Annotated in this window: 10 protein-coding genes and 1 rRNA gene; 7 read left to right on the top strand and 4 right to left on the bottom strand. The window is 71.8% G+C overall.

The genetic code is table 11. The features are described from left to right. The first annotated feature begins 162 nt into the window (after positions 1–162). Entirely contained in the window at positions 163–2931 is a 2769-nt protein-coding gene (aceE, locus tag AC6EI4_RS14915) for a pyruvate dehydrogenase (acetyl-transferring), homodimeric type (RefSeq protein ID WP_498424519.1), read from the top strand. A 39-nt stretch (positions 2932–2970) separates the two neighbouring features. Here the strand turns inward: aceE and AC6EI4_RS14910 are convergent, their stop codons facing one another. Further along, a complete protein-coding gene (locus tag AC6EI4_RS14910) occupies positions 2971–3987 on the bottom strand; it encodes an alpha/beta fold hydrolase (RefSeq protein ID WP_498424518.1) in 1017 nt (338 codons plus the stop codon). Between the two features lie 100 nt (positions 3988–4087). Between AC6EI4_RS14910 and AC6EI4_RS14905 the strand changes: the two genes are divergently transcribed. The 6 genes from AC6EI4_RS14905 to AC6EI4_RS14880 all read left to right on the top strand — a co-directional run bounded on the left by AC6EI4_RS14905 (position 4088) and on the right by AC6EI4_RS14880 (position 10664). Continuing rightward, positions 4088–5287: a PucR family transcriptional regulator gene (locus AC6EI4_RS14905; RefSeq protein WP_498424516.1), complete on the top strand. Its 1200-nt coding sequence runs from the start codon at positions 4088–4090 to the stop codon at positions 5285–5287. 84 nt (positions 5288–5371) lie between these two features. After that, positions 5372–6553 (top strand): acyltransferase domain-containing protein, encoded by a 1182-nt coding sequence (locus tag AC6EI4_RS14900; protein WP_498451927.1) that lies wholly within the window; start codon positions 5372–5374, stop codon positions 6551–6553. After that, positions 6553–7563 (top strand): beta-ketoacyl-ACP synthase III, encoded by a 1011-nt coding sequence (locus tag AC6EI4_RS14895; protein ID WP_498451926.1) that lies wholly within the window; start codon positions 6553–6555, stop codon positions 7561–7563. Before AC6EI4_RS14900 ends, AC6EI4_RS14895 begins: the two co-directional genes overlap by 1 nt. A 48-nt stretch (positions 7564–7611) precedes the next feature. Continuing rightward, on the top strand, positions 7612–7857 hold the full coding sequence (locus tag AC6EI4_RS14890; protein ID WP_498424512.1) for an acyl carrier protein: 246 nt from the start codon (positions 7612–7614) through the stop codon (positions 7855–7857). A 120-nt stretch (positions 7858–7977) separates the two neighbouring features. After that, positions 7978–9228 carry a beta-ketoacyl-[acyl-carrier-protein] synthase family protein gene (locus tag AC6EI4_RS14885; RefSeq protein WP_498451925.1) on the top strand — a complete coding sequence of 417 codons (1251 nt, stop codon included), beginning with the start codon at positions 7978–7980 and terminating at the stop codon, positions 9226–9228. Beyond that, positions 9228–10664 carry an acyl-CoA carboxylase subunit beta gene (locus AC6EI4_RS14880; protein ID WP_498451924.1) on the top strand — a complete coding sequence of 479 codons (1437 nt, stop codon included), beginning with the start codon at positions 9228–9230 and terminating at the stop codon, positions 10662–10664. Before AC6EI4_RS14885 ends, AC6EI4_RS14880 begins: the two co-directional genes overlap by 1 nt. A gap of 176 nt (positions 10665–10840) precedes the next feature. Here the strand turns inward: AC6EI4_RS14880 and AC6EI4_RS14875 are convergent, their stop codons facing one another. The 3 genes from AC6EI4_RS14875 to rrf all read right to left on the bottom strand — a co-directional run. Beyond that, on the bottom strand, positions 10841–11317 hold the full coding sequence (locus tag AC6EI4_RS14875; protein ID WP_498424650.1) for a DUF3145 domain-containing protein: 477 nt from the start codon (positions 11315–11317) through the stop codon (positions 10841–10843). Positions 11318–11548: 231 nt separating this feature from the next. Then, complete coding sequence (locus AC6EI4_RS14870; protein ID WP_498424508.1) at positions 11549–12490, bottom strand: tetratricopeptide repeat protein; 942 nt, start codon at positions 12488–12490, stop codon at positions 11549–11551. 106 nt (positions 12491–12596) lie between these two features. Then, positions 12597–12664, bottom strand: a 5S ribosomal RNA gene (gene rrf / locus AC6EI4_RS14865); the annotation flags it as partial.

Genomic DNA, 12664 nt, shown 5'->3' with positions numbered 1-12664 from the left:
GTGGCGCTCTGCGCTGCGACGTACGGGGTGGCGTGGGCAAGGGTGGGGGTAGTCCATCGAAGTTCCTCCACCGACGCAACCCTTGCCCCCGTTGGACCCGCGCGACGCGCGATTAGTCGTGGGTGGATTTCCTGTCAACAGCGCGCGTGCAACGATGGTTCGGTGACCGACGACGTACCCCAGTCCCGTGCCAGCTCCACCCCGTCCGTGATCCACGAGGGCCTGCCGACCCAGTTGCCCGACATCGATCCGGACGAGACGCACGAGTGGATCGACTCGTTCGATGCCCTCGTGGACGACCGCGGCCGGGAGCGTGCCCGCTATGTGATGCTCCGCCTGCTCGAGCGCGCCCGCGAGAAGCAGGTCGGGGTGCCCGCCCTGCGCAGCACCGACTACATCAACACGATCCCTCCCGAGCGCGAGCCCTGGTTCCCCGGCGACGAGGAGATCGAGCGACGTATCCGCGCGTTCATCCGCTGGAACGCCGCGGTGATGGTCTCGAGCGCGAACCGCAAGGGACTCGAGGTCGGCGGGCACATCGCGTCGTACCAGTCCTCGGCCAGCCTCTACGAGGTCGGCTTCAACCACTTCTTCCGCGGCAAGGACCACCCCGGCGGCGGCGACCAGATCTACATCCAGGGTCACGCCTCCCCCGGCATCTACGCGCGCGCCTTCCTCGAGGGCCGCCTGGAGGAGCAGCAGCTCTTCCGCTTCCGCCAGGAGGTCCAGCACGGACCGGGCAAGGGCCTGCCGTCCTACCCGCACCCCCGGCTGATGCCGGACTTCTGGGAGTTCCCCACCGTCTCGATGGGTCTCACCGGCCTGAACTCGATCTACCAGGCCCGCTTCAATCGCTACCTGCACAACCGCGGCATCAAGGACACCTCCCAGCAGCACGTGTGGGCCTTCCTCGGTGACGGCGAGATGGGCGAGGTCGAGTCGCTGGGCGCGATCTCGGTGGCGGCGCGCGAGGAGCTCGACAACCTGACCTTCGTGGTGAACTGCAACCTCCAGCAGCTCGACGGACCGGTGCGCGGCAACGGCAAGATCGTCCAGGAGCTGGAGTCGATCTTCCGCGGCGCCGGCTGGAACGTGATCAAGGTCGTCTGGGGCCGCGAGTGGGACGCGCTGCTGGCCCGCGACGTCGACGGCGTGCTGGTCAACAAGATGAACACCACGCCCGACGGCGACTTCCAGACCTACTCGGTGGAGACCGGCGGCTACGTGCGGGAGAGCTTCTTCGGCGGCGACCCGCGCCTGCGCAAGATGGTCGAGCACATGAGCGACGACCAGATCCGCAAGCTGCCGCGCGGCGGCCACGACTACCGCAAGGTGTACGCCGCCTTCGACGCCGCGACCAAGCACGTCGGCCAGCCGACGGTGATCCTCGCGCACACCATCAAGGGCTGGACGATCGACGCCCTGGAGGGCAAGAACGCCACCCACCAGATGAAGAAGCTCACCCCGGCCGACGTCAAGAAGTTCCGCGACCGGCTGTACCTGCCGATCAGCGACCGGGACCTGGACCGCTCCTACGAGCAGAACGGCACCGCCCCGCTGTTCCACCCGGGCGCCGACTCCGCGGAGATCGAGTACATGCTCGAGCGTCGCCGCCAGCTCGGTGGCTCGCTGCCGCGCCGCGTGGACCGGGCCAAGCCGCTCCAGCTGCCGGGCGACTCGGTCTACGCCGCTCTCGGCCAGGGCTCGGGCAAGAACAAGATCGCCACCACGATGGCGCTCGTGCGCCTGCTCAAGGACTGGATGAAGGACCCGGAGATCGGCAAGCGGATCGTGCCGATCGCGCCCGACGAGTACCGCACGTTCGGCATGGACGCGATGTTCCCGACCGCGAAGGTCTACAACCCGGCCGGCCAGCAGTACCAGTCCGTCGACCGCAAGTTGTTGCTCTCCTACAAGGAGTCCGCACAGGGTCAGATGCTCCACGAGGGCATCTCCGAGGCCGGCGCGCTGGCCTCCGCGACCGCCGCGGGCTCGGCGTACGCCACGCACGGCGAGCACATGATCCCGTTCTACATCTTCTACTCGATGTTCGGCTTCCAGCGCACCGGCGACTCCATCTGGGCGATGGCCGACCAGATGGCCCGCGGCTTCCTGATCGGCGCCACCGCCGGGCGCACCACGCTGACCGGCGAGGGGCTGCAGCACGCGGACGGGCACTCGCCGCTGCTGGCGGCGACCAACCCGGCCGTCGTGCACTACGACCCGGCGTTCGCCTACGAGGTCAGCCACGTGATGCGCTCGGGCCTGGAGCGGATGTACGGCGCGCACCCGGAGAACGTGATCTTCTACCTGACCGTCTACAACGAGCCGGTCACCCAGCCCGTGGAGCCCGCGGACGTGGACGTCGAGGGCATCCTCAAGGGTCTGCACAAGGTGTCGACGGCCGAGGCGGAGGGCCCCCGGGTCCAACTGCTCGCCTCCGGCGTCGCCTACCCGTGGATCCAGGACGCCGCGCGGATGCTGGCCGAGGAGTGGGGCGTCGCCGCCGACACCTGGTCGGTGACCTCGTGGAACGAGCTCTCCCGTGAGGCGATCGCCTCGGAGGAGTGGAACCTGCTGCACCCCTCGGCGGAGCCCCGCACGGCGTACGTGACCGACAAGCTCTCCGGCTCCGAGGGCCCCGTCGTCGCGGTCTCGGACTTCATGGCGGCGGTGCCGCTGCAGATCGCCCGGTGGGTCCCGGCCGACTACCGGGTGCTGGGAGCCGACGGCTTCGGCTTCGCCGACACCCGACCGGCCGCCCGGCGCTTCTTCCACATCGACGCGCAGTCCGTGGTGGTCCAGGCCCTGCAGGCCCTGGCCGACGACGCGCAGATCTCCCCGGAGGTCGTGCAGCAGGCGTTCGAGAAGTACCGCATCGACGACCCGACCGCGGTCGCGGACGTCGAGCAGGAGGGCGGCGACGCCTAGCTCCGCGTAGCACCGGCAGCGGCCGGGCGGGCCACCACCTCAGGCGATGGTGGCCCGTCCGGCCGTTGCGTTCGGCTCCGCGCCGCGTCCGTGCCGATCCACGGGTGCGACCGGGCGGTGCCCCGCCTCGGCCTCGCGAGGCAGCACGGTGGCACCGTGCTCGAGCAGGGCGCGCCACTCCTCGCGGCTGTGCTGGGCCGACTCGGTGGCCCGCACGAAGTCGTTCACGATCTTGACGAACCGCTGCGGGTGGTCCTTGTGCGGGAAGTGCCCGGCGTTGCGGATCACCTCGACCCGCGCGTTCGGTGCGAGTGCCGCGGCGTTGGCGGCATGATGCACCGGGATGACGGCGTCGTCGCGCCCCCAGATGACGCACATCGGCAGCGCCTCGGTGAGGTAGGCGCGATCGGCCATCGTCACGATCTGGCCCTTGAAGTCCACCACCGCCCGCACCACGTGGCGGATCGCGGCCCGGGCCTCGGGGTCCTTGAAGGAGTCGTAGATCTCGGCCACCTCGGCCAGGTCGCGGGTCCCCTTGAGCGGGCTCAGCCTGGCGATCGCGCGCATCCCGGCCCGGCCCAGGTGACGCACCCCGGGCAGCGTGAGCACTCCCATCGCCTGGTGGAAGCCGGGCGTGGTGACCACCCGGATGGCGGGGCTCACCTCGGGCCCCAGTCCCCCGCTGGCGACCAGCACCAGACGCTCGGTGCGCTCCGGGTACTGGTAGGCGAACTGCATGGCGACACCGCCGCCGAAGCTGTGTCCCACCACGGTGGCGCGGTCGATGCCCAGGAGCGTGAGCAGGTCGCGCATCCCGTTGGCGTAGCCGCCCAGCGTGTAGTCGGCGCGCGGCTTCGCCGAGCGCCCGTGCCCGAGCAGGTCGGGGGCGATGACGGTGTAGCGGCGCGCCAGCGCGTCGATCACCGGCGACCAGGTGGTGTGGTCGCAGCCCAGTCCGTGCAGCAAGAGCAGGGCAGGGCCCTTGCCGGCCTTCACGAAGGCGCGGCGATGGCCGTGGATCTCGAGGTACTGGACCTCGTGCGGCGTTCCGGTCATCGGAGCCTCCTCAGGTATCCCCCGATTCAAGCAGACCTGGGGCCCGGCGGAGGGGGAAGCCGGTGTCCACGGGCGATCGACATCCTCTAGCCTCGCCCTCGTGACCACTCCCGAGCTCTCCGGACGACAGGCCCGGGCCCGGGCTGCGGACGCGCTGCTGCGCTCGGTCGGCGCCCTGAGCACCTCCGCGGTGACCCGGATGGAGTCGGCGCTGCCCTGGTTCCGCGGGCTCAGCGCGGAGGACCGATCCTGGGTGGGCCTGATCATCCAGGCGGGCATCCGGGCCTTCGTGGAGTGGTACCGCCACGAGGCACGCCGGCTCAGCGGGGAGCACGCGATCGCGGCCGAGGTCTTCGGCGCGGCGCCGCAAGCCCTCACCCGGGTGATCAACCTGCGCCAGACCGTCGACCTGGTGCGGCTGACGCTGGAGGTCGTGGAGGAGCAGGCTGCCACCTTCCTGCACCCCGAGGACGTGCCGGCCGTGCACGAGGCGGTGCTGCTCTACGGTCGCGAGGTCGCCTTCGCCACCGCGGAGGTGTACGCCCGCGCCGCCGAGCAGCGCGGCGCCTGGGACGCCCGGCTGGAGGCCCTGGTGGTCGACTCCATCCTGCGCGCGGACGCCGACGAGGAGGTGCTCTCCCGGGCCAGCGCCCTGGGCTGGGAGGGCCGGGCCGGCGTCGCCGTGATGCTCGGCAGCCTGTCCTCCGCCCGACCGCAGACGGACCTCTTCGAGGAGGTGCGCCGTACCGCCCAGGGCGTCGGGATGGACGCGTTGTGCGGCACGCACGGCGATCGGATGGTGATCGTCCTCGGCGGGGTCGAGCTGCCGGCGGACACCTCGGTCGCGCCCCTGGCCGAGCTGTTCGGGCCGGGGCCGGTGGTCGTGGGGCCGGTCCTGGGCGACCTCGGCGGTGCTCACGTCTCCGCGCGGGCGGCGCTGTCCGCGCACCGCGCCAGCGCCGGCTGGCCGCAGGCGCCGCGCCCGGTGCAGAGCGACGACCTGCTCCCGGAGCGGGCCCTGTCCGGCGACGGGCACGCCCGGCGCCACCTGATCGAGGAGGTCTACCTGCCGCTGCTCCAGGCGCGCGGCACGCTGATCGAGACGCTGGCCGCCTACCTGCACGGCGGCGGCTCGCTGGAGGGCACCGCACGCGAGCTGTTCGTGCACACCAACACGGTGCGCTACCGGCTGCGCCAGGTGGCGGAGCTGACCGGGCTCACGGCCTCGCACTCGCGGGACGCGTTCACCCTCCGGATCGCCCTCGTGCTCGGACGCCAGTCGGGCCGCGGGCCCCAATAGTTGTAGGAACCCTCCAAAGAACCCCGCTCGGGTTGGTGTGCGCCGAAGGCGAATCTGAGCCCGGCCAAGGGGCACAGTGGTGTGGTGCTCGTCATTGTCGCCCCCGGCCAAGGGGCCCAGACCCCCGGCTTCCTGACCCCGTGGCTCGAAGACCCGGTCTTCGCGTCGCGCTTCGAGTGGTTGGCCACAGTCGCCGGCCTCGACCTCGTCCACTACGGCACCGAGGCGGACGCGGAGACCATCCGCGACACCCGCATCGCCCAGCCGCTGCTGGTCGCCTCCGGCCTCGTCGCCGCCCTCGAGCTCTTCCCGCACCCGGCCGACGCGTTCTCCCGGATCGGGGCCGTCGCCGGGCACAGCGTGGGCGAGCTGACCGCCGCGGCCGGTGCCCGCGCGATCAGCGCCGAGCAGGCGATGGTGCTGGTCCGCGAGCGCGGCCGGGCGATGGCCGACGCCGCCGCCGTCACCGCCACCGGGATGACCGCGATCCTGGGCGGGGAGCGCACCGACGTGCTGGCCACCCTGGCGCGCCTCGGTCTCACCGCCGCGAACGACAACGGCCCCGGCCAGATCGTGGCCGCGGGCACCACCGAGCAGCTCGCCGCCCTGGCCGAGCAGCCCCCCGCCCGCGCCCGGCTGATGCCGCTCAGCGTCGCCGGCGCGTTCCACACCGAGCACATGGAGCCGGCGGTGGGCCACCTCGCCCAGCTGGCTCGCTCGGTGTCGACCCACGACCCGCGCACCGCCCTGATCTCCAACCGCGACGGCCAGGTCGTCCACGACGGCCGGGAGGCCCTGGCCCGCATCGTCGGCCAGATCGCCAGCCCGGTCCGCTGGGACCTGTGCATGGAGGCGATGCTCGACCTCGGCGTCACCGGCATCCTCGAGATGCCTCCCGCCGGGACGCTCACCGGCATCGCCAAGCGGGCCCTCAAGGGGGTCGAGACGTTCGCGTTGAAGACCCCCGACCAGCTCGACGACGCCCGCGCCTTCTGCGACAAGCACGGCGAGGCCAACGGCCTCGACCTCCACCCCACCTGGCGGATGGTGGTCTCGCCCGGCAAGGGCACCTTCCACCGTGCGCGCGAGGTGGCCGACGCCGAGTTCCTGCCCGCCGCCACCGTCATCGGCGAGGTGGCCAGCACCCGGGACCGCACCTCGATCAGCGCCCCGCACGGCGGCCAGGTGGTGGAGTGGCTCGTCGAGGACGGCGACCTGGTCTCCCCCGGCCAGCCCCTGCTGCGCCTGCACCCCCAGGAGCCGTGATGAGCGCGTCCGTCCTGTCCGGCGGCATTCCCGGGGCAGCCCACGCGGGCGTGCTGGGCGTGGGCGCCTACCGCGCCAGCCGGGTCGTGCCCAACTCGGAGATCATCGACGCGATCGACTCCACCGACGAGTGGATCCAGCAGCGCTCGGGCATCCGCCAGCGCCGCTTCGCCACTGCGGCGGAGACCATCCAGATGATGTCGGTGGCCGCCTCCCGCGGGGCCCTGGAGAGCGCCGGCATCGACGTACGCCAGATCGACTGCGTGATCGTGGCGACCGTGAGCCACCTGCTCCAGACGCCGGCCATCGCGACGGCGATCGCCCACGAGCTCGGCACCGAGCAGGCAGCCGCCTTCGACATCTCCGCCGCCTGTGCGGGGTTCTGCCACGGGGTCGCGCTGGCCTCGGACATGGTCCGCGGCGGGACCGCTCGCCACGTCCTGGTGATCGGTGTCGAGCGGCTCTCCGACATCACCGACCCGGCCGACCGCGGGACGGCGTTCATCTTCGCCGACGGCGCGGGGGCGGCGGTCGTGGGCCCCAGCCCGACGCCCGGGATCAGCCCGGTGGTGTGGGGATCCGATGGTGAGCAGTTCGACCTGATCCGTCAGCGCGAGGACTGGCGCGACGTGATCGCCTCCGAGGCCCCGCTGATGCCGCACCTGACCATGCAGGGCAACCCGGTCTTCCGCTGGGCCTCCTTCACGATGGCCAAGATCGCGCAGCAGACGCTCGACCGGGCCGGGATCACCTCCGCCGACCTCGACGTCTTCGTCCCCCACCAGGCCAACATGCGCATCATCGACGCGATGGCCCGCGCGATGAAGCTGCCCGAGCACGTGCGCATCGCCCGCGACGTCGCCGACCAGGGCAACACCTCGGCCGCGTCCATCCCCCTGGCGCTGCACCGGATGATCGAGGAGGGCGAGGCCCGCAGCGGCGACAAGGCCCTGCTGATCGCCTTCGGCGCCGGGCTCTCCTACGCCGCCCAGGTCGTCGTCGTGCCCTGAGCGGCGCCCCCAGAGTTCACCCCCACCCCCCACAGAGAAGGAACACAGATGGCCACCACCGAAGAGATCCGCACCGACCTCGCCGACATCGTCAACGAGGTCGCTGGGATCGACACCGACGACGTCCAGCTGGACAAGTCGTTCGTCGACGACCTCGACGTCGACTCGCTGTCCATGGTCGAGGTCGTCGTGGCCGCCGAGGAGAAGTTCGGCGTGTCCATCCCCGACGACGAGGTCAAGAACCTCAAGACCGTCGGTGACGCCGTCGCCTTCATCGAGCGCGCCCAGGGCTGAGCCCCCTCGGTGGTCCCGCTGCCAGCGGGACCACCGGTCCAGCCTCCGGTCGGCCCCGTGGCCACCACCCAGCTCGTCACCACCCCACGTGAGACCCCCGCAACCCGAAGGACCTTCCTCATGTCGCTCAAGCGAGTCGTCGTCACCGGTCTCGGTGCCACCTCCCCCGTCGGTGGGGACGTACCGACCACCTGGGAAGCGCTGCTGGAGGGGCGCTCGGGCGTCGGTGTCCTGAACGACGACTGGGCCCAACCCCTCGGCACCCGGATCGCCGCCCGCGTCGCGGTCGAGCCCGGCGAGGTGCTGGACCGGGTCAAGGCGCGCCGGATGGACCGCTCGGGCCAGCTGGCCATGGTCGCCGCGCTCGAGGCGTGGCGCGACGCCGGGCTCGCCGTCGAGGACGGCGAGGACCCGCTGATGGACCTCGAGCGGCTGGGGGTGGCGCTGGCCTCCGGCATCGGCGGCGTCACCACGCTGCTCAACAACTACGACAGCCTGCTCGCCAAGGGCCCGCGGCGGGTCTCCCCGCTGGCCATCCCGATGCTGATGCCCAACGGGCCCGCCGCCGCGGTCGGGCTCGCGATCGGCGCCAAGGCGGGCGTGCACACCCCGGTCTCGGCCTGCGCCTCCGGCAACGAGGCGATCGCGCTGGGGATCGACCAGATCCAGCTGGGCCGTGCCGACGTGGTCGTCTGCGGCGGCACCGAGGCGGCCGTGCACGCCCTGCCGATGGCCGCCTTCGGCCAGATGATGGCGCTCTCCAAGCGCAACGACGACCCTGCCCGCGCCTCGCGTCCCTGGGACAAGGGCCGCGACGGCTTCGTGCTGGGCGAGGGCGCAGCGGTGATCGTGCTGGAGTCCGCCGAGCACGCCGAGGCGCGCGGCGCACGCATCTACGCCGACGCCGCCGGCGCCGGCATCACGGCCGACTCCCACGACATCGCGCAGCCCGACCCCGTGGGGCGTGGCGCCACCCGGGCGATGGGGATGGCGCTGCGCCAGGCGAACCTCAGTGCGTCCGACCTGGTCCACATCAACGCCCACGCCACCTCGACCCCGCAGGGCGACCTCGCCGAGGCGCTGGCGATCCGCACGGCGCTCGGCGACCCCGCCGACCAGGTCGTCGTCACCTCCACGAAGTCGATGACCGGTCACCTGCTGGGTGCCGCCGGTGCCCTGGAGTCGGTCGCCACGATCCTGGCCCTGCACCACCGCAAGGTGCCGGCCACCATCAACCTCGACGCTCCCGAGGACGTCGGGCTCGACCTCGCCGACAAGGTCCGCGACCTGCCCGCCGGAGACATCGCGGCGCTGAACAACTCCTTCGGCTTCGGCGGGCACAACGTGGCGCTGGCCTTCCGGAGCGTGTGATGACCCAGACCGCCACGCCCGCGCGTCGCGAGAAGCTGCCGCGCGACCAGGACCCTCGCCACCCGCTCAAGCGGCTGGGCGCCCTGCTCGATGACGGCTCGCTCGAGCTGATCACCGCCGACGACGACTCGGGCATGCTCGCCGCGGTCGGCACCGTCGAGGGCGCACCCGTGGTGGCGTTCTGCTCGGACGCCACCGTGATGGGCGGCGCGATGGGAGACCAGGGCTGCAAGGTGGTGGTCAAGGCCTACCACCGGGCGATGACCGACCGGGTGCCCGTCATCGGTCTGTGGCACTCCGGCGGGGCCCGCCTCGCCGAGGGCGTGCTCTCGCTGCATGCGGTGGGCCGCATCTTCCAGGTGATGACCCAGGCCTCCGGCAAGATCCCGCAGATCTCGGTGGTGCTCGGACCCGCCGCCGGCGGCGCGGCGTACGGCCCCGCGCTCACCGACGTCGTCGTGCTCGGCCCCGAGGGCCGGATCTTCGTCACCGGACCCGAGGTGGTCCGCTCGGTCACCGGCGAGGACGTAGACATGCTCCGCCTCGGCGGCCCCGAGCCGCACGGCCGCCGCTCCGGCGTGGTCCACATCCTGGCCGAGAGCGAGCAGGAGGCCCTCGATCGGGCCCGCGGCGTGGCATCCCTGCTCGGCGCCCAGGGCAGCCTGGATGCCGAGAACGTCGTCGACACGGACCTCGCCGCGCTCCTGCCCGAGTCGCGCAAACGCGCCTACGACGTCCACCCGCTGGTCGACGGCGTGCTGGACGTGGGGACGGCCCAGGAGCTGCACGCCCGCTGGGCCCCCAACATCGTCACGGTGCTGGGCCGCTTCGGGGGTCGCACCGTCGGGGTGGTGGCCAACAATCCGCTGCGCCTGGGCGGCTGCCTGGACTCGCTGTCCGCGGAGAAGGCATCGCGCTTCGTGCGCATGTGCGACGCCTTCGGCGTGCCGCTGATCGTGCTCGTCGACGTCCCCGGCTACCTGCCGGGCGTGGGACAGGAGTGGGACGGAGTCGTCCGGCGCGGAGCCAAGCTCCTGCACGCCTTCGGCGAGTGCGTGGTGCCTCGGGTGACGCTGGTGACCCGCAAGACCTACGGCGGCGCCTACATCGCGATGAACTCACGCTCCCTGGGCGCCACCCGGGTGTTCGCCTGGCCCGGCGCCGAGGTGGCGGTGATGGGGGCGGTCGCCGCGATCCGCGTGCTCCACCGCCGGCGGCTCGCCGAAGTGGCGCCCGAGATCCGTCCGCAGGTGGAGGCGCAGCTGGCCGCCGAGCACGAGCGGCTGGCCGGCGGCATCGACAAGGCGGTCGAGATCGGCGTCGTCGACGAGGTGGTCGAGCCGTCGCGTACCCGCTCGGCGCTGGCCCGTGCGATCTGTGATGCCGTCGAGACCGACGGCGTCAAGCGGGGAGCCCACGGCAACATCCCGCTCTGAGCACCACCTCGCCCGCACCCAGGGCGGCGCCGCGCCGCGTCGTACGGCGGCGCAGCGTCCCCGGCGGGCACTGAGCACACGAAACCCCCGCTTCCCACGTGTTCCTTCGTGTGGGAAGCGGGGGTTTCACACGTTAACTCGTGAAAGCCGGGGTGATCGTGACCAGAGGGGCTCGCTCAGACGACCTGGTGGAGCCAGCGCACGGGGGCGCCGTCCCCCGCGTGACGGAACGTCTCGAGCTCATCGTCCCAGGGCTTGCCCAGCAGCTTGTCGACCTCGCCGGTCAGCGTGGTGTCGCCCAGCGCGGCCTTGACCACCGCAGCCTTGAGCCGGTCCTCGGGGATCATGATGTCGCCGTGCAGGCCGGTCACCGCGTGGAAGACGCCGAGCTCGGGGGTGTAGGAGTAGCGCGAGCCCTCCGTGGAGGCGGTGGGCTCCTCGGTGATCTCGAAGCGGAGCTGGTTCCACCCCCTCAGGGCGGAGGCGACGGCAGCGGCGGAGCCCGCCGCACCGGTCCACGAGAGCTCCGCGCGGTAGGTGCCCGATTGGGCGGCCTGCGGAGTCCAGTCCAAGCTGACGGGCACGCCAAGGACGCCGCCGACTGCCCACTCGATGTGTGGGCAGAGCGCCGACGGCGCTGAGTGCACGAACATGATGCCCCGCGTCCCCGGACCGTTGGGGCGGGCGGCAGTACGTGTGGTCACGGTGACCTCCTTCATCCTCGGCGTCGAGATACGCCTTCCCCAGCGGTCTCTTTCGAAGATGTCGAAGCCTTGAGTGACACGTGTGTAGTTATGAGGACATTGTGGCGGAAAAACCCGCCGAATGCCAGCAGGTGCGCGTCAATGCCTCAGCGTGTCACGCGGCATCCGACGAGATGCAGATCAGCGGTCGAGCTTCTTCTCCAGCTGCTCGGCGCGCTCCGCGGCGTCCGTGGTCTCCTCGCTGTCGATGGCGTGGGTGCGGTGGAACCACTCCAGCGCGTCGCGCTCGCGACCCGCGGCGACCAGGGTGTCCGCGTAGGCGTAGCGCAGGCGCACCACCCAGTTCGCGCGGGTCTTCGAGTTCAGCGGCGCGAGCTCGAGCGTCCGCAGCGCGGCGTCGAACTGTCCCATGTCGCGGCGGGCGCCGGACTCCACGATCGTCATCTCGGCCTTGGCCTCGGCCGGGAAGCCGGCCACCGACGGGCTCTTCGCCAGCTTCAGCGCCTGCTCGGGCTGTCCCAGCGCGCGGTGGCAGTCGGCCATGATCGGCAGGTAGGCGGTGGCGCCGTTCATCCGCTTGGCGGCACGCAGCTCGGCCAGCGCCTCGGCGTAGTGGCCGGCGGCGTAGGCGGCCTCCCCCGTCGCCTCTCGCACGACCGCGAGGCGCGAGGCCCGTGCGCGAGCAGCCAGCGTGTGCTGGTAGGCGGTCTCGGGGTCCTCGTCGATCAGGGTGCCGGCCGCGGCGAGGTGACGAGCCACGCGCGCCGCAAGCTTCTCGGGCAGCCCCTTGAGCTGCGCGGTGATCGACCGGTCGAGCTCCTGGCCGGTGATCCCCTCCGGCAGCGGCGGACCGTCGTAGCGCGCCTGGTCCTCGTCGCGGGTCTTCTGGTCGGTCGCCGGACGCTTCCAGTCACCCTGGCGCGCCGGACGGTCGTCACGACCACGACGGTCGTCACGACCCCGCCGGTCGTCACGACCCCGGCGGTCGCCGTCCCTCGCGTCGGAGCGGCCACGCGCAGGCGCGCCGCGGCCTCCGCTCTGGGGCGCACTGCCCGAGCGCTTGGGACCATCGGAGCGTCCTCCACCAGAGGCGGGGCGCTGGCTGCGGCGGTCTTCAGCCACGAGTCTTCCTTCCAGGAGCAGTCGATCTCTCAGACACAGTAAACACTGCGCCTGGTTGTAAATGCCGTAGAGGCCACCCAGGTGGGTGGCCTCTACGTGAAGTGTTGTCCGGCGGCGTCCTACTCTCCCACAACCTCTCGATTGCAGTACCATCGGCGCTGTGAGGCTTAACTT

This window comes from Nocardioides sp. Z43_10 (assembly GCF_059766615.1).
Note: the sequence above shows the minus strand (reverse complement) of the source record. Positions and strands in the feature narration are given on the sequence as shown.